The sequence below is a fragment of the Pseudomonas vranovensis genome (assembly GCF_040438935.1).
GTDB classification, from domain to species: domain Bacteria; phylum Pseudomonadota; class Gammaproteobacteria; order Pseudomonadales; family Pseudomonadaceae; genus Aquipseudomonas; species Aquipseudomonas vranovensis.
Window position 1 is genome coordinate 3,588,147 of record NZ_CP159259.1, and the last position, 21,687, is coordinate 3,609,833.

At 60.7% G+C, this 21,687-nt stretch carries 24 protein-coding genes and 2 pseudogenes; 3 read left to right on the top strand and 23 right to left on the bottom strand.

The features are described 5' to 3' along the window. Positions 1–172: 172 nt before the first annotated feature. A complete protein-coding gene (locus ABVN19_RS16760) occupies positions 173–1,291 on the top strand; it encodes an LOG family protein (RefSeq protein WP_028943041.1) in 1,119 nt (372 codons plus the stop codon). A gap of 13 nt (positions 1,292–1,304) precedes the next feature. Here the strand turns inward: ABVN19_RS16760 and recX are convergent, their stop codons facing one another. The 15 genes and pseudogenes from recX to ABVN19_RS16835 form a co-directional block, all read right to left on the bottom strand. Further along, the gene (gene recX / locus ABVN19_RS16765; RefSeq protein WP_105641161.1) at positions 1,305–1,772 is read right to left on the bottom strand and encodes a recombination regulator RecX; all 468 of its coding nucleotides are present in this window, start codon (positions 1,770–1,772) and stop codon (positions 1,305–1,307) included. 8 nt (positions 1,773–1,780) lie between these two features. Next, entirely contained in the window at positions 1,781–2,851 is a 1,071-nt protein-coding gene (gene recA, locus ABVN19_RS16770) for a recombinase RecA (RefSeq protein WP_028943039.1), read from the bottom strand. 103 nt (positions 2,852–2,954) lie between these two features. After that, positions 2,955–3,437: a nicotinamide-nucleotide amidohydrolase family protein gene (locus tag ABVN19_RS16775; RefSeq protein WP_028943038.1), complete on the bottom strand. Its 483-nt coding sequence runs from the start codon at positions 3,435–3,437 to the stop codon at positions 2,955–2,957. 59 nt (positions 3,438–3,496) lie between these two features. Next, positions 3,497–3,997 (bottom strand): lysis system i-spanin subunit Rz, encoded by a 501-nt coding sequence (locus tag ABVN19_RS16780; protein ID WP_353632761.1) that lies wholly within the window; start codon positions 3,995–3,997, stop codon positions 3,497–3,499. Further along, entirely contained in the window at positions 3,994–4,545 is a 552-nt protein-coding gene (locus ABVN19_RS16785) for a glycoside hydrolase family 19 protein (RefSeq protein ID WP_105641162.1), read from the bottom strand. Before ABVN19_RS16785 ends, ABVN19_RS16780 begins: the two co-directional genes overlap by 4 nt. 22 nt (positions 4,546–4,567) lie before the next feature. Then, a complete protein-coding gene (locus tag ABVN19_RS16790; RefSeq protein WP_105641163.1) occupies positions 4,568–5,611 on the bottom strand; it encodes a contractile injection system protein, VgrG/Pvc8 family in 1,044 nt (347 codons plus the stop codon). Positions 5,612–5,679: 68 nt separating this feature from the next. After that, on the bottom strand, positions 5,680–5,886 hold the full coding sequence (locus tag ABVN19_RS16795; protein ID WP_028943034.1) for a tail protein X: 207 nt from the start codon (positions 5,884–5,886) through the stop codon (positions 5,680–5,682). Continuing rightward, positions 5,861–6,706, bottom strand: coding sequence for a phage tail protein (locus ABVN19_RS16800; RefSeq protein WP_105641164.1), 846 nt, complete (start codon positions 6,704–6,706; stop codon positions 5,861–5,863). The genes ABVN19_RS16795 and ABVN19_RS16800 overlap by 26 nt, the downstream gene beginning before the upstream one ends. Positions 6,707–6,716: 10 nt before the next feature. After that, positions 6,717–7,304 carry a hypothetical protein gene (locus ABVN19_RS16805; RefSeq protein WP_146117310.1) on the bottom strand — a complete coding sequence of 196 codons (588 nt, stop codon included), beginning with the start codon at positions 7,302–7,304 and terminating at the stop codon, positions 6,717–6,719. Between the two features lie 196 nt (positions 7,305–7,500). Beyond that, positions 7,501–7,671: pseudogene (locus tag ABVN19_RS16810) on the bottom strand (baseplate assembly protein); the annotation flags it as partial. Then, entirely contained in the window at positions 7,668–7,994 is a 327-nt protein-coding gene (locus tag ABVN19_RS16815; RefSeq protein WP_105641166.1) for a GPW/gp25 family protein, read from the bottom strand. The pseudogene ABVN19_RS16810 and the gene ABVN19_RS16815, both read right to left, overlap by 4 nt. 140 nt (positions 7,995–8,134) lie before the next feature. Next, positions 8,135–8,696, bottom strand: a pseudogene (locus ABVN19_RS16820) (phage baseplate assembly protein V). Then, positions 8,693–9,211, bottom strand: coding sequence for a hypothetical protein (locus tag ABVN19_RS16825; RefSeq protein ID WP_105641167.1), 519 nt, complete (start codon positions 9,209–9,211; stop codon positions 8,693–8,695). Before ABVN19_RS16825 ends, ABVN19_RS16820 begins: the two are co-directional and overlap by 4 nt. A 2-nt stretch (positions 9,212–9,213) precedes the next feature. After that, positions 9,214–9,573: a phage holin family protein gene (locus ABVN19_RS16830; RefSeq protein ID WP_105641168.1), complete on the bottom strand. Its 360-nt coding sequence runs from the start codon at positions 9,571–9,573 to the stop codon at positions 9,214–9,216. Positions 9,574–10,043: 470 nt separating this feature from the next. Beyond that, on the bottom strand, positions 10,044–10,787 hold the full coding sequence (locus ABVN19_RS16835; RefSeq protein WP_028943018.1) for an XRE family transcriptional regulator: 744 nt from the start codon (positions 10,785–10,787) through the stop codon (positions 10,044–10,046). Between the two features lie 159 nt (positions 10,788–10,946). Here ABVN19_RS16835 and mutS point away from each other — a divergent pair, with 159 nt between their 5' ends. Beyond that, positions 10,947–13,514 carry a DNA mismatch repair protein MutS gene (gene mutS, locus ABVN19_RS16840; protein WP_105641169.1) on the top strand — a complete coding sequence of 856 codons (2,568 nt, stop codon included), beginning with the start codon at positions 10,947–10,949 and terminating at the stop codon, positions 13,512–13,514. 140 nt (positions 13,515–13,654) lie between these two features. Next, a complete protein-coding gene (fdxA, locus tag ABVN19_RS16845) occupies positions 13,655–13,978 on the top strand; it encodes a ferredoxin FdxA (protein ID WP_003252355.1) in 324 nt (107 codons plus the stop codon). A gap of 529 nt (positions 13,979–14,507) precedes the next feature. Here the strand turns inward: fdxA and rpoS are convergent. From rpoS to ABVN19_RS16885, 8 genes are all read right to left on the bottom strand, one after another. After that, positions 14,508–15,515 carry an RNA polymerase sigma factor RpoS gene (gene rpoS / locus ABVN19_RS16850; RefSeq protein ID WP_028943016.1) on the bottom strand — a complete coding sequence of 336 codons (1,008 nt, stop codon included), beginning with the start codon at positions 15,513–15,515 and terminating at the stop codon, positions 14,508–14,510. A gap of 106 nt (positions 15,516–15,621) precedes the next feature. Continuing rightward, positions 15,622–16,497, bottom strand: coding sequence for a peptidoglycan DD-metalloendopeptidase family protein (locus ABVN19_RS16855; protein WP_105641170.1), 876 nt, complete (start codon positions 16,495–16,497; stop codon positions 15,622–15,624). A gap of 181 nt (positions 16,498–16,678) precedes the next feature. Then, the gene (locus ABVN19_RS16860) at positions 16,679–17,356 is read right to left on the bottom strand and encodes a protein-L-isoaspartate(D-aspartate) O-methyltransferase (protein WP_353632762.1); all 678 of its coding nucleotides are present in this window, start codon (positions 17,354–17,356) and stop codon (positions 16,679–16,681) included. Continuing rightward, positions 17,356–18,105, bottom strand: a complete 750-nt coding sequence (gene surE, locus ABVN19_RS16865; protein ID WP_028943013.1) for a 5'/3'-nucleotidase SurE — start codon at positions 18,103–18,105, stop codon at positions 17,356–17,358. Before surE ends, ABVN19_RS16860 begins: the two co-directional genes overlap by 1 nt. Further along, the gene (truD, locus tag ABVN19_RS16870; RefSeq protein ID WP_028943012.1) at positions 18,093–19,151 is read right to left on the bottom strand and encodes a tRNA pseudouridine(13) synthase TruD; all 1,059 of its coding nucleotides are present in this window, start codon (positions 19,149–19,151) and stop codon (positions 18,093–18,095) included. The genes surE and truD overlap by 13 nt, the downstream gene beginning before the upstream one ends. After that, positions 19,148–19,621 (bottom strand): 2-C-methyl-D-erythritol 2,4-cyclodiphosphate synthase, encoded by a 474-nt coding sequence (gene ispF, locus ABVN19_RS16875; RefSeq protein ID WP_028943011.1) that lies wholly within the window; start codon positions 19,619–19,621, stop codon positions 19,148–19,150. The genes truD and ispF overlap by 4 nt, the downstream gene beginning before the upstream one ends. 76 nt (positions 19,622–19,697) lie before the next feature. Then, entirely contained in the window at positions 19,698–20,546 is an 849-nt protein-coding gene (gene fghA, locus ABVN19_RS16880; RefSeq protein ID WP_105641171.1) for an S-formylglutathione hydrolase, read from the bottom strand. A gap of 8 nt (positions 20,547–20,554) precedes the next feature. Next, positions 20,555–21,667 carry an S-(hydroxymethyl)glutathione dehydrogenase/class III alcohol dehydrogenase gene (locus ABVN19_RS16885; RefSeq protein ID WP_105641172.1) on the bottom strand — a complete coding sequence of 371 codons (1,113 nt, stop codon included), beginning with the start codon at positions 21,665–21,667 and terminating at the stop codon, positions 20,555–20,557. Positions 21,668–21,687: the final 20 nt, after the last annotated feature.

Here is a 21,687-nt window from a genome sequence, read left to right on the forward strand (position 1 = left end):
ATTACCGAATAATAACGACTGAACACTCATCATCACTGCATTGAGACCTTGCAGGTCTACTGCAATGCTCGGGGCGCACACTCGAGCCACGGCAGCCAGCGACACATGCAGTGTCGCGGCCGGACAACACATTGTTTCCGGTCAGAGGTTTTGCTGCAGAAGGAGACGTTGAATGCCTTATCAACCGAATGAATTACTCTCGAGTCACTTCAAGAACAACGGAATTGACCTGAGCAAACTGGAAGAACAACTGACGCAGGTTGCCCCCGATAGCCCCAACCTGCCGCTTTACCGCGACATGATGCTGACCGTTTTGCGCATGGCCCATGACGATAGCAACCGCTGGAACGCGAAGATCACCCTGCAGGCCCTGCGCGAACTGGACCATGCGTTTCGTACCCTGGAACAGTACAAGGGGCGGCGCAAGGTCACTGTCTTCGGCTCGGCCCGTACCCCGATCGAACACCCCATGTATGCCTTGGCCAGGGAGCTTGGCGCGGCACTCGCACGCTCCAACCTGATGGTCATCACCGGCGCTGGCGGCGGGATCATGGCCGCAGCTCACGAAGGTGCAGGGGTTGATCACAGTCTGGGGTTCAACATCACCCTGCCGTTCGAGCAGCACGCCAATGCCACGGTGGACGGCACGGACAAGCTGCTGCCCTTCCACTTTTTCTTCATTCGCAAGCTGTTCTTCGTCAAGGAGGCCGATGCACTGGTGCTCTGTCCTGGTGGCTTCGGCACCCTGGACGAGGCGCTGGAAGTACTCACCCTGATCCAGACCGGCAAAAGCCCGCTGGTGCCTGTGGTGCTGCTGGATTCACCGGGTGGCAACTTCTGGCAGGAGGCCCTGAACTTCATTACTCGGCAACTGGAAGAAAACCGCTACATCCTGCCCAGCGACATGAAGCTCCTGCGCCTGGTGTACAGCGCCGAAGAGGCGGTGGAAGAGATCAACCAGTTCTACAGCAACTATCATTCAAGCCGCTGGCTAAAGAACCAGTTCGTGATTCGTATGCATCACCCACTAAGCGAAGCTGCGCTCTTCGACTTGCAGGAAGGCTTCGCCGATCTGCGCCTGAGCGGCCACTATCACCAGCACGCTTATGCCGGCGAACACCACGACGAAGCCCGGTTCAGTCACCTGACCCGCCTGACGTTCGCCTTCAACGGTCGTGACCAGGGGCGTCTACGCGAACTGGTGGACTTCATCAACTTGTCGGAAAATTGGGCCAAGCCAGAGCCGATGCACACCACACAACGCGCCCGCGAAGCACTGAAGGTCACCTGAGACCCACGCGTAGCTAGTCGTCGAAGCCTCGGCCGCTCAGCAGGCGGCCGATCATCTCCATGGAGAAGCCACGGTAGACCAGGAAACGGGTTTGCTGTGCGCGGGCGCGCGGATCGACGGGGCGTTGCCCCGAAAACTTGCGCTGCCAGACATCCTGCAACTGAGCCGCCCAGTCCACCCCGCATTCACGCAGAGCCTGATCGATATCACCACGTTGCAAGCCGCGCTGGCCCAGCTCTTCGCGTATACGTGCCGGGCCGTAGCCAGAGCGCGAGCGATAGCTGATGAAGCTTTCCAGGTAACGGGATTCACTGAGCAGGCCCTCTTCCGTCAGACGGTCGAGCTCCTGGTCAATCAATTCGGGGGGAGCGCCGCGCTGACGCAACTTGCGCGTCAGCTCGACTCGACCATGCTCGCGGCGTGCGAGCAGGTCCATTGCTGTCCGCCTTACGGCGACGGGGGTGTCGAGTACGACGGACATGGGAGGGATCAGTAACCGGCTTCGGCGTCTGCCAGATCGTCTTCAGGCTCGGCGTTGGCCTCTGCAGCCTTGCCAGCAGCCTGGACAGCACCGGCATTGAGCAGCTTGTCGCGGATCTGCTTCTCGAGGGTCGCGGCGATCTCCGGGTTTTCCTGGAGGAACTTGGCAGAGTTGGCCTTGCCCTGGCCAATCTTGCTGCCCTGGTAGCTGTACCAGGCGCCCGATTTCTCCAGGAAGCCGTGCAGCACGCCCAGGTCGATGATTTCGCCGTTGCGGTAGATACCCTTGCCGTAGAGGATCTGGAACTCAGCTTGACGGAAAGGTGGCGCCACCTTGTTCTTGACGATCTTGACGCGGGTTTCGCTACCGACCACTTCGTCGCCTTCCTTCACCGCGCCGGTACGGCGGATGTCGAGACGAACCGAGGCATAGAACTTCAGCGCATTACCACCGGTAGTGGTTTCAGGGCTACCGAACATCACGCCGATCTTCATGCGGATCTGGTTGATGAAGATCACCAGACAGTTGGCGTTCTTGATGTTACCGGTGATCTTACGCAGCGCCTGGGACATCAGACGGGCCTGAAGGCCCACGTGCATGTCGCCCATCTCGCCTTCGATCTCGGCCTTCGGTACCAGGGCGGCGACGGAGTCGACGATGATCACGTCAACAGCGTTGGAGCGCACCAGCATGTCGGTGATTTCCAGGGCCTGTTCACCGGTGTCAGGCTGCGAAACCAGCAGGTCGTCGACATTGACGCCCAGCTTGCCAGCGTACTCGGGGTCGAGCGCGTGCTCGGCGTCGACGAAGGCACAGGTAGCGCCCATTTTCTGAGCCTGGGCGATAACCGACAGAGTCAGGGTGGTTTTACCCGAGGATTCAGGACCGTAGATCTCGACGATACGGCCTTTTGGCAGGCCGCCAATGCCCAGGGCGATGTCCAGGCCCAGGGAACCGGTGGAAATGGCCGGGATTGCCTGGCGCTCGTGGTCGCCCATGCGCATGACCGCGCCTTTACCGAATTGACGTTCGATTTGCCCCAGGGCCGCAGCCAAGGCGCGCTTCTTGTTGTCGTCCATTGAAGTCCTCACGTAATCGATAGGGCCTGACGGCCAGAACACCTGTATAAGTAGCCAGTATTATTCCACAGGGTTTTCTTTCCGCCTACCCCCGAATTGCGATTTACTCCGCGCCAAGGTGTAACAAGCCCTCTAGCGCGGCGATTACCGTTTGTCGGCGCACCTCGTCGCGGTCGCCATCGAAGTGCCGGCGCTCGCTGCTTACATGGCTGCCATCGGCCCAGGCCAGCCACACGGTGCCCACCGGTTTTGCCGGCGAGCCGCCATCGGGGCCGGCCACGCCACTGACCGCCACGGCAAATCGTGCGCCACTGGCAGACTGGGCGCCACGCACCATGGCCTCGACCACCTCCTGGCTGACCGCTCCCACCTTGGCAAACAAGGCCTCGGGAACAGCCAACTGACGGGTTTTCTGCTGGTTGGAATAGGTCACGTAACCAGCCTCGAACCAGGCCGAGCTACCCGGAATCCGGGTAATGGCTTCTGCAATACCGCCGCCAGTGCAGGATTCGGCCGTGGTGACGTGGGCGTTGAAACGGCGCATGTGCTCACCCAGCCGGGCAGAAAGCGCTGTGATCGGGTCCATGGCAAGCTCCTTGAAAGACTGCCGCCTACCCTACACCAGCTCCGCCCGGCCACACATCCTCAATGCGCCAATGCCCGCACATAGGCCTGGCACGCGCGCAAGGCGATCAATCCCTGGTCGCCCCGATCGGTGATGGCGATAATTCGTCGAGCATGCGCCGGCTCAAGTCGGGCGCGTACGGCATCATGATCCAGGCGGCCGGCGCTGGCGGCGGAGGGCAAAGTGGTGCAACCGGCAGCGTTACGCTCGACCACGACCGACAGCCGCAGATCAGCAGTAGCCAGACGGTCACGCAAACGCGCCTGATATTCGCGAGCATCGACAAGCTCCTGATAATGAAGTTGATCACTGGCCTGCATCTGCTGCTCAAGCCCCACGCGTTGCTGGCGCTCGGCAAGCAGTTGCGCACTGGCGGACTCGGCCTGGGCCTGCCGCTGCCGCGCGCAGGCATGTGCCTGCTGCGCCAACTGCCGCTCCAGGTGCCAGCCCTGAACCTGCCAGGTCAGCGCACAAGCCAGCAGCATCAACGCCAGCACTCCACCCAGTTGCACGCGGCTCAACCCAACACCTCACGGGCCCGCGCCAAAAGCTTCAACCGCTCTTCGAGGCCATTGAGCCCGCCATTGATGTGCCGGGTAATGCGGTTGAACTCGCCGCGATCAGCCAACGGGTTCAACCCCCGCGAATGCCAGAACCACGCGGCAGACTCCGCGGCCCATTGCGGCTGCTCAAGCAACTGCGGTTGACCCAGCAGGCGATCATCGCCGAACAGCGCCACGCTGCAGGCCCGGTAGTTGTTGCGCCCGGTGATCTGGATCAGTCCTCGCCCACAGTACAACTGGCCATCACCATCGGCTTCGACGGTGTTGCCCAGGCGCAATGCCAGGTTGCCGGTGTCGTACCGCGCCAGGTAGCGCTCACTCCCCAGTTCCTTGACGTAGCGCAGCTGGCCGGATTCGTGCCCCACCTGGGCCAGGAAGGCTGCGACCCGCCGAGGAGTGTTGATCTCCCAGCGAGTCATGGCCTGATTCAATGCCGGTAAGAAAACGCCCGCGTTCAGGCGGGCGCTCGGGAACACGGCAGCAAGTTGTTCCAATGTCATATACATCCTCCATGTCCAGGTATGGCGATCAACGTTGCTCTGCCTTCAATGACGCTGCCCGGCTGGCTTGACTGCCCTTGGCCCGGGCCTTGCCCTGCTTGCCGCCGTTGCACTCGACGATGGTGCTCCAGCCGGATGCGGTGAACGTATGCGCCACCGACTCGATCAGAAACTCGCCATCCAGGCCGTTCTTGAACCCTTGGGTATTGATGATCCGTTCAACGAACAAGTCTGTGCGCCCGGCCATTTCCAGGCGTACCTGGGCGGTACTTCGGTTGAATGCGGCCAGACGTGCCCGGGCCGCCTGCTCCGCGGCTGTCTTGTTCGGGTAAAGATGCCGGTCGATATGCACCGGCTGCAGGCCATCGGGAGAGGCGCCATTGCTCAGGTCTATGGCCCTCACCTGGCCGCTGCCGGCGTCCTGATAGCGAGTTCGCACAGCCTTGTAGGCCCCCTTGTCAGCCAGGTGAATGTGCCAAAGGCTCACGTCACCACGCTCCAGGGTGACGATGCCAAGCGTTTTGCCGCTGCCGCTGTGCCCGCCTTGACGCGGGAGAACCAACAGGCTGCCATCTCCGATCTTCGCGGTGCAGTCGAACTGCCTGGCCAGGCGAGTGATGAAATTGAAGTCCGATTCATTCAACTGATCGACCCGCGACACGGGCGTAATGACCGGACACAACGGTTGCCAACCATTGCGTGCGGCGATGTCACGCACGATCTGCTGCAAGGTCACGCCCTCCCAGCTGCCACTGCGTATCGCCTTGCCCGTGCCACGCATGTCACTGGCCTTGCCCCGGATAACAATACTGTCCGGCGGACCCGCCAGCTCGACCTCATCCACGGTGTAGCGCCCCAGCCGCGTCAACGTCTGCCCCGAGTACCCCAGATGCACCTCGATCGTGGCGCCGCGAGCGGGCAACACCACGGCCCCGTCGCGATCATCGATACGCAGTTCGAACTCATCGGACTCCATGCCGGGTTTGTCCGTAGTGCGTAACAGCAGCAGCCGGTCATTGATCAGGCTGGTGATGTCCTTGCCATCCGCGACAAGGCGAAACACAGGTTGCATGACTCACGCTCCTGAAAAGGCAGACCCCGCACGTGGCGGGGTCTGGTCGTAATTTGAATTGCCGGAGATCAGTCCCACAGCTGCACCGTGGCCTCTGCCGCGGGGGGCAACGCAGGCAACGCGATCAACACACCGGCACGAAAGGGTTGCGGCTCATCGGACAACCCCTGGTTGGCATCGAGCACAGCCTCGACGCTGCCGTTCAAGTGGCCGTAATAGTGCTGGCACAAGGTGTCGAGCAGATCCCCGTCAGACGTCCTGCATATCGTTGCCATAACTTGCAAACTCCAGTGAAAAGGCTTGTTTTCGCGGTATACCACCGGCCAGGAAACGGCTCTGGTCTTCCTCGATGCGGGTAAGGCACCAGGTCCCCAGCACCTCGCCGTAGCCGGTGGTCAGTGTCATCGGCTGGAGTTGCCGCCCGATACTGCGCAACGCCTGCAATTGACCAAGTCCACCTTTGAATATCGGAAAAATCGCCCCTTTGATGCTGATCGTCTCGTCCCCCAGCCCCACGGCCTGCTGCGCCGTACTTCGTGCCAGCCGCTCCTGTGCTGCCCAGCGGAAGCGACTCTCACGGCGCAACGTATCGAAAGCTGCCGTATCGAGATTGAAGTAAAACGCCGGGGCCTGTGGCGCCAGTGGCTGGAGGATCAACAGGTGAGGAAACGGCTTCACCGCGTTACCCGCTGGTGACGCCTCGAAGGCAAAAATACGGGCCGGCAGAATATCGCCCAAGGCTGGGTTGACCCTGCCTGCCACCCGGTTTATCGCGGCGCTGGCCCTGGCCACCTGAGTGCGTACCTCGCTTATGCGCGTTTGCACCCGTGCCACGACCGCCACCGCTCGATCGTACTGTGCCAATACGTTGCCGGCGGTTGCCTGCGCCGAAGTGATCGCGCGCAGGGTCCGTTGCAGCCTGGCGCCAATGGCCGGGCCAATGTATGGCAGGCCCTCCAGCGCCGATGCGGCTTCACGGATATCCTCCAGGGCGCCACTCACCGGCGCCAGCATCTGCTCGACACTGTGCCGGCCCGCCTCCCCGGCCGCGACCAGGGACTTGAGTGCGGCTTGCAGCTGGTCCATGTACGTCATGGATTGCTCCTTAAGCTACGTGTGGTACGTCATACAACTGTCGGCTGGTTGCCTGGCGGATCAGCGCTTCGAATTGACGACGGACCATGGGTTCGATGGTCTGGGCAAGTTGGACAGGGTCTGTCATGCAGCCTTGTACGGTGATGGGCATGTTCGAAGTGAAGTTGAACTGCTGATTGATCGGCGGGGGCGGAACACTGGCCTGGGCTGTGGCAGGGGAAGGCAATGCGTTACCCGCCGTGGCAGGCGGAGCCATCGAACCCATTCGCGTCAGCAGGGGCATCAGCCTCGGTACAGGCGCCATGGGTGCCTGGGCCCGCACAAGCGCACCCGGCTCCACCCTGTCGGCCTTTGCTGTCTCGTTCGTCCTGCCTGCTGCAGGCTTTTGCTGATCGGAACCTGCAAACCAGCGCTTGGCCAGGTTGCTGCCGAGTTTATCGCCTGCCATCCCGAATAGCAGCGCACCAATGGCAGCCCCCACCGGCGGACCGATCACCGGAATGACCGAGCCCACCGCAGCGCCCAACAGCGCCCCGCCCAGTCCTCCAATAGCACCACCATAACCTTCGGCTTTTTGCTCCCGGGTCTCGGCTGTCATGAAGGTATCAACCACCTTGATTCCAGACTCGAGCAATGCCAAAGGAGCTGCGCCCAGCATTGTTCGACCAACGGCTCGCGCAGGTCGTGCAGGTCGCGCTGCTTCGGCGGGCGTTGACTCGGGTGGTGCCGGAGCATCCTTCACCTTGTGCGGCGGCACTCCTGCATCGGCCTCACCGGGCCCAGTCTTCGATTTGATAGGCCCCAACCTCCAACAGTTTTATGACCGGATCGCTCTCCAGAGCCGCATCCCAGCTGTCGCCCATATGCGACCTGAAAGTCGCCAGGTCTGCCTGGAAGATGTCTTCAAAATCGAGTTCCTCCAGCACCAGAGGCGCGGGCAGCGCCGACAAATCCACACTGCTCATGCCGTTACCTCCAGTGTCTGGCTATCGCCCAGATACTGTCCGGTGAGTTGCAAGGTGATCTGACCACCCACCACAGCCAGCACCCGGACTCGTTCAAGTTTCAGACGCGGTTCCCACCGCAACAGGGACCTTGCCACCTCCCCCTGCACCGCACTTTTCCACCCTTCACTCACCGGCAAATCGACAAATCGGCGCAACTTGCTGCCGTAGTCCGGCCGCATGCGCCGACTGCCCAGCGGCGTGGTCAATATGTCTTCGATGGATTGGCGCAAATGCGCGGAAGCTGAAATCGGCGCGCCGGTCCGGCGATCCATTCCGATCATGGCGCTACTCCATTGGATTGAGGTCCGGTTGCTTGTACAGGCACGCCACGGCAGGGATGCCCGCTGACGCGTCCGTATTTTTTTTCGAAGTACCCATGATGCCTCCAGGCATAAAAAAGCCCGCAGGTGGCGGGCTGGTTTCAGTGTTTGTGGTTGGCAGTATTGCCGCCGGTGTCGATGATCCTGGCGGCGCCAAAAATGTCGCCGGTGACTCGTAGGGAGCCGTTGATCTGCACCTCGCCGGTTACGGTAACTGTGGCTGCGGTTGCTTGAATGGCATCGGCGCTGATCACTGCCGAACTGCTGCCGACCCGAAGAGTGACCGTGCCGCTGGGCAGGTCGATGCTGTAGCTGCTGGACTGCCAGTCGTAGATCAGCGAGCCACCATCCTCAAAGCGCCAGACCTCGACGTGGTCACGGTTGTCCGGCGGATCACCGGCGTTGCCGTACAGGCCCGGCACAAAGGTACCCTGGGCCTGGCTCGCCACTGGCACTGATCAGCACGCCCTGCTCGCCGAGACTGGGGGCACGCCAGTGCCGCGCCTTGCCCGCACCCAGGCTGTGCCAGCGTAACCAGGCACTGGTCCAGCCGGCACCATCAGATACACGCACCCTGGCGGCTGCCAGGTCCACCGCCACCACGTAGCAGGGGATGACCAGGCCGGCGAGCATGCGGTCGTGCATGGCACTGGCATAACTCATGAGAGGTCCTCCGGCGACTGGTAATCGGCTTCATGGCCGGGGCCGGTGTCTGGGCTGAAGGCAAAAGCCACCGGGCCTGGCTCATCAGGCCAGGGCCATTGCATGGTGCCAAGGCGTAGAACCTGCTCCCACTTCACTTGCCAGGTGACTGGGGCTGGTAAGACCGGGTCGGCTACAACCGGTACCGCTCGAACGTTGTTCGCTTCTTCAACGAAGTCGACCCCCCAGAACTGCTTGCGCAAGAGCACCGCCAACTGGGTAGCCAGCGTGACAGCGCGCAGGGGCGCCTGGGTATCGCCGACATCCACAAGGATCCGTGCCTCGATGGTCGCCAGGATGCATGAGCGACCATCGCCAGGGTCGACAGCGGGCCTCAAGGCGGTAATGGAATGAAACAGCGCCGGCATGGCCGTGCTGCTATCGGCGCCCCCATAGGCATCGACCGTTGCCAGTTCTGGCATGGCTGTCTTGATGGTCGCGGTGATAGCCTGGTGCAAGGTCGTCAGTTCGCACATGATCACTCCCTCTTTTTATGACCCCGGTGGTGAATATCCGGCCGTTGCATTTCCATACCCAACCGCCTCGCCGCCCACCGCTCATAAAGGCCGATCGCCATATCAGCCCCGGCCATGGCCGTCAGGCAGCCAAAGGCACTGGCGCTCCAGATCGACATGCCGCTGGCATACAACAGCATTACCGTGGACACACCGCAGACCATGCAGGCCCCCGAGCGCAGCAGCAGGCGCCGGACCAGTGCCCAGCCACGGGCGCCCTCCTTGTCTGCACGCCACATTTCGCCGCTCAAGCCGCCCAGCAAAGCCAGGACGATCACCAGCCAGATCGGCATTTCCAGCAACGTCTGTTGCTCGCTTGTCACTGTCCTGTCTCCTTTGGTAAGTCCGCTCGGCAGGTTGCCTGCGGCGTCTGTTGTAGAGCCGGTCACTCGGCATTCCAAAAAGCCCGGGGCTGCCCAGGCTTTTCAGTAATGCGTTGTTCAGTTGCCAGCCACGTCTGGTGCCCTGTGCAACTGCGCTTCAAATTGTTCCTCCGACCGCGGCCGCCTGCCCGCCGGATAACTGCTTGTGGTGCTTTACGCTGCACACCCGGGCCAGTTGCCAACCCTCTGAATCGTTGAGGCCGATCCATCGCTGCCTTTTCTGCTACCGGTGTCGGCCGGCTTGAGACAAAGATTATGCATTGATGCATATGCAGTCAATGCATTTGTGGAAATATTTATGCGCGCCGATATGCGCATATGCATTGGAGCCTTGCCTGGTAAGGGCTTACGGGTTTTCAGCAGGCGAAAAAAAACCCGCCAAGGCGGGTTTTTCACATCGCGTAGACACTTCAGCGGGCGTACATGCCCCACCAGAAGACGTGGCCGAGGATGCTGATCTGCTCTTCCTGCATCTGCTGGAAGCTGTAGTCTTCATCCGGATGCTCGTCGCGGTTGAAGCTGCGCAGGCGGATGCCGGTAGGTAGGCGATAGAGCTGCTTCACGCGCAGCTGACCATTGTGATTGATGGCATAGAGATCACCGTCGACGATGTCGCCAATGCCGCTCTTGCCGGCATTGACCCCCACCGTGGCGCCATCGCGCAGCACCGGCAGCATGCTGTTGCCACGTACGGTGACGCATTTGGCCTGGTCGAATTGCACGCCGTTGTGGCGCAGGCTGCGCTTGCCGAAGCGCAGGCTGGCCTTCTCGCTTTCCTCGATGACGAATCGTCCTGATCCTGCTGCCAATTCGACCTCGCGAAGAAACGGAATGGACACCTCGTCGTCCTCGATCGGGGTGTCGTCATCCCACAGGCTGATGTCGTGCAACTCGGCATGGCTGCGGGCTGGCACCGCCTCGCGGCTCTCGCCCAGGTCGACACGACCACGCAGTTGATCGGTACTTACCCCGAAGTACTCGGCGATTTTTGACACATGCTTATCGGACGGATCGACGATTTTCTCGCTGAGGATGCGCGACAAGGTGGATTGCGGCACGCCGGTACGCCGGTGAAGCTCCGTGGGGGAGATACCGTGGCGGTCGAGCAGTGCTCTGAGGACGGATGCTACGTTGCGTTTTTGCATAAACTGCATAATGCAGAGCGATTGGGCAAATTGCAATTGCTCCAATGCACGAAAGTGCATGGACAAAAGGTCGCGGCGCGGCCGATGGCCTCGGCATCCAGGGCAAAATCCCTGTACCATTGCCCGCTTGCCTTTGGTCTAAACGACACTGCGAGCCAAGTTTCTGTAATGAGCGATCTTTCCGCACACACTCCGATGATGCAGCAGTACTGGAAGCTGAAAAACCAGCACCCGGACCAGCTGATGTTCTACCGCATGGGCGACTTCTACGAGATCTTCTATGAAGATGCGAAGAAAGCCGCAAAACTCCTGGATATTACCCTGACTGCCCGCGGGCAGTCGGCGGGCCAGTCGATCCCCATGTGTGGTATCCCCTTCCACGCAGCCGAAGGGTACCTGGCCAAGCTGGTAAAGCTGGGCGAGTCGGTGGTGATCTGCGAGCAGATCGGCGACCCGGCCACCAGCAAAGGGCCGGTCGAGCGCCAGGTGGTGCGGATTATCACGCCGGGCACCGTCAGTGATGAAGCGCTGCTCGATGAGCGCCGCGACAACCTGATCGCTGCCGTGCTGGGAGACGAACGCCTGTTCGGCCTGGCAGTGCTGGACATCACCAGCGGCAACTTCACCGTGCTGGAGATAAAAGGCTGGGAAAACCTGCTGGCCGAGCTCGAACGTATCAATCCGGTGGAGCTGTTGATTCCGGACGACTGGCCTCAAGGCCTGCCGGCCGAGAAGCGCCGTGGCGCCCGTCGTCGCGCGCCTTGGGACTTCGACCGTGACTCGGCACGCAAGAGCCTGTGCCAGCAGTTCGCAACCCAGGACCTCAAGGGTTTTGGCTGTGAAAAGTTGACCCTGGCCATTGGCGCTGCGGGCTGCCTGCTCGGCTACGCCAAGGAAACCCAGCGCACCGCCCTGCCCCATTTGCGCAGCCTCAAGCATGAGCGCCTGGACGACACAGTGGTGCTCGACGGCGCCAGCCGTCGCAACCTGGAGCTGGACGTCAACCTGGCCGGTGGGCGCGACAATACCCTGCAGTCGGTCATCGACCGCTGCCAGACCGCCATGGGCAGCCGTTTGCTGACCCGCTGGCTGAACCGTCCGCTGCGTGACCTGAAAGTGCTTCAGGCTCGCCAGGGGTCGATTCGCTGCCTGCTCGACGGCTACCGCTTCGAGAAGCTGCAACCACAACTCAAGGAAATCGGCGACATCGAGCGGATTCTCGCCCGTATCGGCCTGCGCAATGCTCGCCCACGGGACCTGGCCCGCCTGCGAGATGCCCTCGGCGCCCTGCCTGAGTTGCAAAATGCCATGGCCGAACTTGAGGCGCCGCATCTCGCCCGCCTGGCAGCCATCGCCGGTACCTACCCGGAGCTGGCCGATCTGCTGGAAAAAGCCATCGTCGATAGTCCACCCGCGGTAATTCGTGACGGCGGCGTGCTCAAGACCGGCTACGACGGAGAGCTGGACGAGCTGCTGGCCATGAGCGAGAACGCCGGCCAGTTCCTCATCGACCTGGAAGCCCGGGAAAAAGCGCGTACCGGCCTTGCCAATCTCAAGGTCGGTTACAACCGTGTTCACGGTTATTTCATCGAACTGCCGAGCAAACAAGCCGAGCAGGCACCTGCCGACTATATCCGGCGCCAGACCCTAAAAGGCGCCGAGCGCTTTATCACTCCGGAGCTGAAAACCTTCGAAGACAAGGCACTGTCGGCCAAAAGCCGCGCCCTGGCTCGAGAGAAGATGCTCTATGACGCGCTGCTCGAAACCCTGATCAGCCATCTGGCACCGCTGCAAGACACCGCCGCCGCCCTGGCCGAACTGGATGTGCTGAGCAACCTGGCCGAACGTGCGCTGAACCTGGACCTGAACTGCCCGACCTTCGTCGACGAGCCGTGCATGCGCATCAACCAGGGTCGCCATCCTGTGGTCGAGCAAGTGCTGACCACTCCGTTTGTGGCCAACGACCTGTCGCTGGACGACAACACTCGTATGCTGGTGATCACCGGTCCGAACATGGGCGGTAAATCCACCTACATGCGTCAGACTGCCCTCATTGTCCTGATGGCACATATCGGCAGCTTCGTGCCGGCCGCCAGCTGTGAGCTGTCGCTGGTCGATCGAATCTTCACCCGAATCGGCTCCAGCGATGACCTGGCGGGCGGACGCTCGACGTTCATGGTCGAGATGAGCGAAACCGCCAACATCCTGCACAACGCCACCGACCGCAGCCTGGTGCTGATGGACGAAGTGGGCCGCGGCACCAGCACCTTCGACGGCCTGTCGCTGGCCTGGGCGGCAGCCGAGCGCCTGGCCCAGTTGCGCGCCTACACGCTGTTCGCCACGCATTACTTTGAATTGACCGTACTGCCGGAAAACGAGCCGCTGGTGGCGAACGTCCACCTGAACGCTACCGAGCACAATGAGCGGATCGTATTCCTGCACCACGTACTTCCCGGGCCTGCCAGCCAGAGCTACGGCCTGGCCGTTGCCCAGTTGGCCGGTGTGCCGACTCCGGTTATCCAGCGTGCCCGTGAGCATCTGGGGCGCCTCGAAACGGCCAGCCTACCCCATGAAACACCTGTCTTGACCAAGGGTGCGGCAGATATCCCGCACCAGAGCGACCTGTTTGCCAGCCTGCCACACCCAGCCATCGAGAAGCTCGGGAAGCTGGACCTGGACAATATGACGCCACGCCAAGCTATCGAAATGCTCTATACACTGAAGACTCTGTTATAACGCGCGCCCGCACAAGCTGATAGAATCCCGCGCGGTTTGGCGATGCTGCAGGTTACTAGCCTGGCCTGCAGCCGAACGACCAAACCGCGCGACCCTGTCTGGAAGGGTATCGCTGCCGTCGCCTGAGGAGAGAATTAGAAATGACCTTCGTCGTCACCGACAACTGCATCAAGTGCAAGTACACCGACTGCGTAGAAGTCTGTCCGGTGGACTGCTTCTACGAAGGCCCGAACTTCCTGGTCATTCACCCGGATGAGTGCATCGATTGTGCACTGTGCGAGCCTGAATGCCCCGCCCAAGCCATTTTCTCGGAAGATGAAGTGCCAAGTGGCATGGAGAACTTCATTGAGCTCAATGCCGAGCTTGCGGAAATCTGGCCGAACATCACCGAGCGCAAAGACGCTCTGCCAGATGCCGAAGAGTGGGACGGCAAGCCAGGCAAGATCGCCGATCTGGAACGCTAGGCGTTTGAAGATCAAAAAAAGGCCCCTAGGGGCCTTTTTTTCATGTTTGGGCCGGGCAAAAAAAGGGGCGGTTTGACCCGCCCACATTTTTTCCGTAGTCCCTTTGATCCCTTTCATCATCCTGATGAATCGCATCCTGCGATGTCCTGACCTTCATCCTTGAAAGCCTGTGTCAGTCCGTAGACACAGTTCAAATACTAGCGCCTGCAGCGTTACAAGCAATAGCACCCAACGCTGGCGATGTAGCTTGAACTTAGTGGCTGCATTTAAAAAATGCATTTTAAATCAATAGCTTAAATAAAAGACCACACTAAAAACGACAACCATTTACTTAAACTCACAGCAATGGCTTACATGATGCGTAAGCTAAGTCTTACACAAACAAGAACAGTACCAACGGCGTGAGGACGCTTTTATCCAGAACCGGATGTTTCCGCTGCAACAGCAGGAGAGGTTTCCCCTTCAAGCGGTGAAGTCACATACAAAAACGCCCCGACAAAGTCGAGGCGTTCTTTGCTGCAAGGCGTTGTTACTGGAACAGCGACTCGCTGGACAAACCGTTTTTCTCGAGGATCTCACGCAGGCGCTTGAGGCCCTCGACCTGGATCTGGCGAACCCGCTCACGCGTCAGGCCAATCTCCAAACCTACATCCTCCAGGGTGCTGCTCTCATGCCCCCTGAGGCCGAAGCGGCGAATCACCACTTCACGCTGCTTGTCGGTGAGCTCGCTCAACCACTGGTCGATGCTCTGGGACAGGTCATCATCCTGAAGCAGCTCGCAAGGGTCGGTTGGGCGGTCATCGGTGAGGGTATCGAGTAGCGTCTTGTCAGAATCCGGGCCCAGGGACACATCAACCGACGACACCCGCTCGTTCAGCCCAAGCATGCGCTTGACTTCACCCACTGGTTTTTCCAGCAGACTGGCAATCTCTTCCGGGGACGGTTCGTGATCGAGCTTCTGGGTGAGTTCCCGTGCGGCGCGCAGGTAGACGTTCAGTTCCTTGACCACGTGAATGGGCAAGCGAATGGTACGGGTCTGGTTCATGATCGCCCGTTCGATGGTTTGCCGAATCCACCAGGTAGCATAGGTAGAGAATCGGAAACCACGCTCAGGGTCAAACTTCTCGACCGCGCGAATCAACCCAAGGTTGCCCTCTTCGATCAGGTCCAGCAGTGAAAGCCCCCGATTCACATAGCGTCGGGCGATTTTCACTACCAGGCGCAAGTTGCTTTCGATCATCCGCTTGCGACCGGCTGGGTCGCCACTTTGCGACAGCCGTGCAAAATGGACTTCTTCCTCTGGCGAGAGAAGAGGCGAGAAACCGATTTCATTGAGGTAAAGCTGGGTTGCGTCAAGTGCCCGAGTGTAATCGATGTACTTGTGTTGCTTTAGCGAAGAGCCTTGCTTGGCCCTTGTCCGAACCGAAGATACAGCAGGTTCGTCTGACACCACATCCGTTTCCAAAACGATGCCCGTCTCCATCAGGAGCACTTCATCGTCGATGTCAAACTCCGGCACTTCTTTGTTGAGAGCCATTGTTATAGTCCTTTGCTGAGTTCGAACTCAGACTCAAGCGACGCCTATATCCCTGGCAACGCTGGAGCCTGTCCCCTCTACGCGAGGAACAGGCCGGGTCTAGCAATCAACGACGCGGCAGGAATTGCAGCGGATCAACAGGTTTGCCCTGGCGGCGAATCTCAAAATGCAGCTTCACCCGGTCCGTGCCCGTGGAACCCATTTCGGCAATTGTCTGCCCAACTTTGACCTGCTGTCCCTCCCGAACCAATAGCCTGCGGTTGTGACCGTAGGCGCTGACGTAGGTATCGCTGTGCTTGATGATTACCAACTCGCCGTAGCCCCGCAAGCCACTCCCGGCGTAGACAACTGAACCATCAGACGCAGCAAAAACAGGCTGTCCCAAATCACCGGCGATATCAATGCCTTTATTCAAACTACCGTTTGAAGCGAATTTTCCAATCAACACGCCATTGGCCGGCCAGGCCCAGCCGCCCACCGAACGCTCTGCAGCAGGTACCTGGGCGGGCGCTGCAGGTGTGGCAGGCGTAGCAACCGGAGGGGGCACAGGGGGCGCCGGGGTCGCCGCCTTGGCAGGCGTACCGGCAGGCCGGGTGGTGACGGTGGTCTTGCTCGACGGCGAGGACGAACTGGTGACAACGGTCGTCGTTCCCCCGGCAGGCGCACCGGAGCGACCGTCGAAACGGATCGCCTGCCCGACGCGAATGGTATAGGGCGCCGTGATGCCATTGCGCGCGGCCAGGTCTTTGTAGTCCCAGCCATAACGGAACGCGATGGAGTACAAGGTATCGCCCGGACGCACGACGTACTGGCCACTGGTAACTGCAGGGCGCTTGGCTACAGGCGCATTGCGATCGACAACTCGCGCACTATTGGAGGACGTGCTTGAACAACCGGAAATCAGCGTACCCAGGGCAAGTGCAATCACCAGAAGCTTGTAGCTCGAAAAGTCCCTGCGCTGCCGACTGATTGTGTGACCCACCCGCCGCTCCCTCTGATGGTGACTGCTGTGAAAATGCAATATTGTTGCAATTATACCCGAGCACCTACACCTTGCGGATCACAGGCATACGCAAAATGTGACACCCGACAAACCAAGATAGCCCGCCAGATAGACAGGGCAATGTCGGTGAAATTCTGCCGCGGCAAAAAAATAGATTCGATCAGGCCAGCGGGCCGCTGAGCAGGGGCACAAAGCGCACGGAGCCCATTACCCGCCGCGAGAACCCTTGTTCTTCACGCACGATGAGCATCAGCTGCTGCGACTCCCCGGTCGACCCCACCGGAATGACCATGCGCCCGCCAGGCGCAAGCTGGTCGAGCAAGGCCTGGGGAACTTCGGGCGCCACGGCGGTGACAATGATGCCGTTATACGGTGCCAGCGCCGGCCACCCTTCACAGCCATCACCCCAGCGAAACACCACATTGCGCAGGTTGAGTTCGGTCAGGCGCTCCTTGGCGCGATCCTGCAAGACCTTGATGCGCTCCACGGAAAAAACCCGCTCTACCAGTTGAGCAAGGATGGCTGTTTGATAACCGGAGCCGGTACCAATCTCCAGCACCTTGTCCAATGGGCCGGCCTTGAGCAGCAGTTCGCTCATGTGCGCAACCATGAACGGCTGGGAGATGGTCTGGTTGTTGCCGATAGGCAGCGCGGTATCTTCGTAGGCGCGATGAGCCAACGCCTCGTCGACAAACAGGTGACGTGGCGTGCGCCGCAGCACATCGAGCACCTGGGGGTTGGATACACCTTCTTCGATCAAACGTTGAATCAGCCGTTCACGGGTTCGCTGCGAGGTAAAACCGATACCGTGGCGCATCAGATCCTCCTGTTCTCGCATCAGAGCAACCCCTCCAGCCAGCCATCCAGGCGCTCGAAAGCGTCATTGAAGGTGCGGTCCAACTGTAATGGAGTGATCGATACATAGCCCTGCATCACCGCATGAAAATCCGTGCCTGGTCCGCCATCCTCGGCATCCCCGGCCACGGCAATCCAATAACCCTCCTTGCCCCTGGGATTGACCACCTTGGTCGGTGCCGCGGCGCGTGCACGATGCCCCAGGCGAGTCAGCTGGATACCCCGGATATGCTCAAGCGGCAGGTTGGGGATGTTGACGTTCAACACCGTACGAGGTGGCAATGCCAGGCTCTCGTGAGCTTCAACCAGCTTGCGTGCAATATAGGCAGCCGTCGGCAGGTTGTCAGGCAAACGTGAAAGCAGCGAAAAGGCAAAGGAGGTGCCACCCAGGAAGCGCCCCTCCAATGCTGCTGCCACTGTCCCGGAGTACAGCACATCATCGCCCAGGTTGGCACCCAGGTTGATCCCCGACACCACCATGTCCGGCGTTTGCTCCAACAACCCGTTGAGCCCCAGGTGCACGCAGTCGGTCGGTGTACCGTTGAGGCTGATGTAGCCGTTGGCCAAGGTTTGCGGGCACAGCGGCCGATCGAGCGTCAGCGAACTGCTGGCACCGCTTTTGTCTTGGTCCGGGGCGATGACCACACAATCAGCATAATCCGCCAGCGCAGCATGCAGCGCTGCAAGTCCGGGTGCGGTGACGCCGTCGTCGTTCGAAATCAGAATACGCATGGGCTATCCGTCTGCCCTGCCGCCACCAGATCAACAAGCTCGCGCACCACGACGGTGGCAAAGCATCCGGCCGGAAGGACGAATTCCAGTTGCAGAATATCAGGCTCGGGATAATGCCACGTCAGGCCGCCAATGGGCAGTCGCAGGATACGACGCTCCTGATTCAGGCCTGCTCGCGCCAACCATTGGCACAACGAAGCGTGTTGCTCGCCAATGCCCTGCTCGAGCTCGCCGGTAGCACCACCGGTGCCCGGTGCTCCTTCGCCCCACAGCGGGCCGGTGGGGTGCAGGTCCAGAATGGCCAGGCGAGGATCGGAACACTCCGCTTCGCCGGCCGGGAAAAAGCTGCGACTGTCGGTGAACGCCAGCAGGTCACCGACCTGGGCCGTTTGCCAGCTGCCGTCGGCAACACGCGCTGCCAACACCTGGTTGAACAAATAACTGCGGGCACTGGAGAGCAGCCGTGAACGCACGTTGCGTTGCTCCGGCAATGCCTGGCGGGAAGCCCAATCCCGGGCATCATGAACGTTGCCGCCGGCGTGACCGAAGCGCTGGGTGCCGAAATAGTTCGGCACGCCCTGACAACGCAGCAGTTCAAGTCGCGCATCCAGGGCCGCCTGGTCGGCGACCAGGCCTGTCAGGCGCAGGGTGAAGCCATTGGCCGAATGCGCGCCGCGCTGCAGTTTGCGTGAGTGCCGGGTGCGCTTGAGGATGCTGAGGGTCTCGTTCTCGGCTGCGCCGAAGTCAGGATCGGCCTTGCCGGGCAAGTGCAGGCTGAACCACTGGCGGGTCAGCGCCTGACGGTCCTTGAGGCCGGCATAGCTGATGCTGCGCAGCGGTACGCCTGCTGCCCGAGCCAGGCGGCGTGCCGCCTCTTCGGTGTTCAGGTCGCGTTTTTCGACCCACAGCCACAAGTGTTCACCATTGCCCGAGAGCGGAATATCCAGGACTTCGTCCACCTGGAAGTCTTCGGCAGTAGCCTTGAGAATCGCGCTGCCCAGCGCCTGGCCCGATGCGCGCGGGCCCAGAAGTTCCAGTTCGGTCATGCTGACAACAACATCGCCACGGCGTGGACGGCAATGCCTTCTTCACGACCTGTGAAACCAAGCTTCTCAGTGGTCGTCGCCTTGACGTTGACCTGGTCGAGCTCGACCTGAAGGTCCTGGGCGATCAGTTGGCGCATGGTTTCGATATGCGGTGCCATCTTCGGCGCCTGGGCCACGATGGTGGCGTCGACGTTACCGACCTTCCAGCCCTTGGCCTGGACGATCTTCACTACGTGGCGCAACAGTACGCGGCTGTCAGCGCCCTTGAACTGCGGATCGGTATCGGGGAAATGCTTGCCGATGTCCCCAAGCGCAGCGGCGCCCAGCAAGGCATCGCTCAAGGCATGCAGCACGACGTCGCCATCGGAATGGGCCAGCAGCCCGAACTTGTGCGCAATGCGCACCCCACCCAAGGTGATGAAATCGCCTTCCGCGAAGCGGTGCACATCGTAGCCGTGGCCAATACGCATAAAAAAACGCCCTGATTGAGTCAGGGCGTGATTCTACCTGCTTTGCCGGGCCTTGGGCTTATTTGTAGGGCAGCGCCTACAACAAACCCAGGGCCACGCCATGGTGGCGCAAGTGCTCATCAATGAAGCTGGCGATAAAGTAATAGCTGTGGTCATAGCCTGGCTGCAAACGCAGCTCCAGCGGATGACCGGCCGCCTTGGCCGCCTGGATCAATGCCTGGGGCTTGAGCTGATTGTCGAGAAAATCGTCGCGATCGCCCTGATCCACCAACAACGGCAGACGCTCCTGTGCCTCGGCCATCAACACCGTGGCGTCCCATTCGCGCCAGCGCGCCCGGTCTTCCCCCAGGTAACGGGTGAAGGCCTTCTGGCCCCAGGGACAGTCCATCGGATTGCTGATCGGCGCAAAGGCCGACACCGAACGGTAGCGCCCGGGATTGCGCAGCGCGCACACCAACGCACCATGCCCGCCCATGGAGTGGCCGCTGATACCGCGACGATCAGACGCCGGGAAATGCGCCTCGACCAGCGCAGGCAGCTCCTGTACCACGTAGTCATGCATACGGTAGTGCTGGGACCAGGGCTGCTCGCTGGCATTGAGGTAGAAACCGGCTCCCAGCCCGAAGTCCCAGGCACCCTCCGGGTCGCCCGGGACCTGAGGCCCGCGCGGACTGGTATCGGGGGCGACGATGATCAACCCGAGCTCCGCGGCAAGCTTGTGTGCCCCGGCCTTCTGCATGAAGTTTTCATCCGTGCAGGTCAGGCCGCTGAGCCAATACAGCACCGGCAGTTTTTCGCCCTGCTCGGCCTGTGGTGGCAGGTAGACCGCAAAGACCATGTCGCAACCGAGCACCTGGGAACGGTGTCGGTAGCGCTTGTGCCAGCCGCCGAAGCTTTTCTGGCAAGAGATGTTTTCCAGGCTCATGGCAAACCTCAGAAATGAATGACGCTACGGATACTCTTGCCTTCATGCATGAGGTCGAACGCTTTGTTGATGTCTTCCAGACCCATGGTGTGAGTGATGAAGGTATCCAGCGGGATCTCGCCTTTTTCCGACATTTCGACGTAGCTTGGCAGCTCGCTGCGGCCACGCACGCCACCAAAGGCCGAACCACGCCAGACACGACCGGTCACCAACTGGAACGGACGCGTAGAGATTTCCTGGCCGGCACCGGCCACTCCAATGATCACCGACTCACCCCAGCCCTTGTGGCAACACTCCAGCGCTGCTCGCATCAGTTGCACGTTACCCACGCATTCAAAGGAGAAGTCCACGCCACCGTCGGTAAGGTCGACGATGACCTCCTGGATCGGGCGATCGTAGTCTTTCGGGTTGACGCAATCGGTAGCGCCCAGCTGCTTGGCAATCTCGAACTTGCCCGGGTTGATGTCAACGGCAATGATTCGCGAAGCCTTGGCTTTTACCGCGCCAATGATCGCCGACAAGCCGATGCCACCCAGGCCAAAGATGGCCACCGTATCGCCCGGCTTGACCTTGGCGGTGTTAAGCACGGCGCCGATGCCCGTCGTGACGCCACAACCGAGCAGGCAGACTTTCTCCAGGGGGGCTTCTTTCTGGATCTTGGCCACGGAGATTTCCGGGAGCACGGTGTACTCGGAGAACGTCGAGGTGCCCATGTAGTGGAACAGCTGCTGACTTTTGTAGGAGAAGCGCGTGGTGCCATCAGGCATCAGCCCTTTGCCCTGGGTGGCGCGAATGGCCTGGCACAGGTTGGTCTTGCCGGAGCGGCAGAATTTGCACTGGCCGCATTCGGGGGTGTACAGCGGGATCACATGATCGCCGACTGCGACCGACGTGACGCCCTCGCCCACCGCTTCGACGACCGCACCGCCTTCATGGCCGAGGATCGATGGGAAGATGCCTTCAGGGTCTGCACCGGAGAGCGTGTAGGCATCGGTGTGGCAGACGCCACTGGCGACCACGCGAAGCAGCACTTCACCTGCCTTGGGCATGGCCACGTCGACCTCGACGATCTCCAGCGGTTTCTTGGCCTCGAAAGCAACGGCGGCACGGGACTTGATCATCAATCTTCTCCAACAAGGGG

Coding starts and splice junctions, on each gene's coding strand:
- ABVN19_RS16785 (WP_105641162.1), bottom strand. CDS start 4,545: ATGTATATGACATTGGAACAACTTGCTGCCGTGTTCCCGAGCGCCCGC.
- ABVN19_RS16825 (WP_105641167.1), bottom strand. CDS start 9,211: ATGTGCGAACTGACGACCTTGCACCAGGCTATCACCGCGACCATCAAG.
- ispF (WP_028943011.1), bottom strand. CDS start 19,621: ATGCGTATTGGCCACGGCTACGATGTGCACCGCTTCGCGGAAGGCGAT.
- ABVN19_RS16805 (WP_146117310.1), bottom strand. CDS start 7,304: ATGACAGCCGAGACCCGGGAGCAAAAAGCCGAAGGTTATGGTGGTGCT.
- ABVN19_RS16860 (WP_353632762.1), bottom strand. CDS start 17,356: ATGCGAGAACAGGAGGATCTGATGCGCCACGGTATCGGTTTTACCTCG.
- recX (WP_105641161.1), bottom strand. CDS start 1,772: ATGTCCGTCGTACTCGACACCCCCGTCGCCGTAAGGCGGACAGCAATG.
- ABVN19_RS16775 (WP_028943038.1), bottom strand. CDS start 3,437: ATGGACCCGATCACAGCGCTTTCTGCCCGGCTGGGTGAGCACATGCGC.
- ABVN19_RS16815 (WP_105641166.1), bottom strand. CDS start 7,994: ATGATCGGAATGGATCGCCGGACCGGCGCGCCGATTTCAGCTTCCGCG.
- fdxA (WP_003252355.1), top strand. CDS start 13,655: ATGACCTTCGTCGTCACCGACAACTGCATCAAGTGCAAGTACACCGAC.
- ABVN19_RS16885 (WP_105641172.1), bottom strand. CDS start 21,667: ATGATCAAGTCCCGTGCCGCCGTTGCTTTCGAGGCCAAGAAACCGCTG.
- ABVN19_RS16795 (WP_028943034.1), bottom strand. CDS start 5,886: ATGGCAACGATATGCAGGACGTCTGACGGGGATCTGCTCGACACCTTG.
- recA (WP_028943039.1), bottom strand. CDS start 2,851: ATGGACGACAACAAGAAGCGCGCCTTGGCTGCGGCCCTGGGGCAAATC.
- ABVN19_RS16800 (WP_105641164.1), bottom strand. CDS start 6,706: ATGACGTACATGGACCAGCTGCAAGCCGCACTCAAGTCCCTGGTCGCG.
- rpoS (WP_028943016.1), bottom strand. CDS start 15,515: ATGGCTCTCAACAAAGAAGTGCCGGAGTTTGACATCGACGATGAAGTG.
- surE (WP_028943013.1), bottom strand. CDS start 18,105: ATGCGTATTCTGATTTCGAACGACGACGGCGTCACCGCACCCGGACTT.
- ABVN19_RS16835 (WP_028943018.1), bottom strand. CDS start 10,787: ATGCAGTTTATGCAAAAACGCAACGTAGCATCCGTCCTCAGAGCACTG.
- fghA (WP_105641171.1), bottom strand. CDS start 20,546: ATGAGCCTGGAAAACATCTCTTGCCAGAAAAGCTTCGGCGGCTGGCAC.
- mutS (WP_105641169.1), top strand. CDS start 10,947: ATGAGCGATCTTTCCGCACACACTCCGATGATGCAGCAGTACTGGAAG.
- ABVN19_RS16790 (WP_105641163.1), bottom strand. CDS start 5,611: ATGCAACCTGTGTTTCGCCTTGTCGCGGATGGCAAGGACATCACCAGC.
- ABVN19_RS16760 (WP_028943041.1), top strand. CDS start 173: ATGCCTTATCAACCGAATGAATTACTCTCGAGTCACTTCAAGAACAAC.
- truD (WP_028943012.1), bottom strand. CDS start 19,151: ATGACCGAACTGGAACTTCTGGGCCCGCGCGCATCGGGCCAGGCGCTG.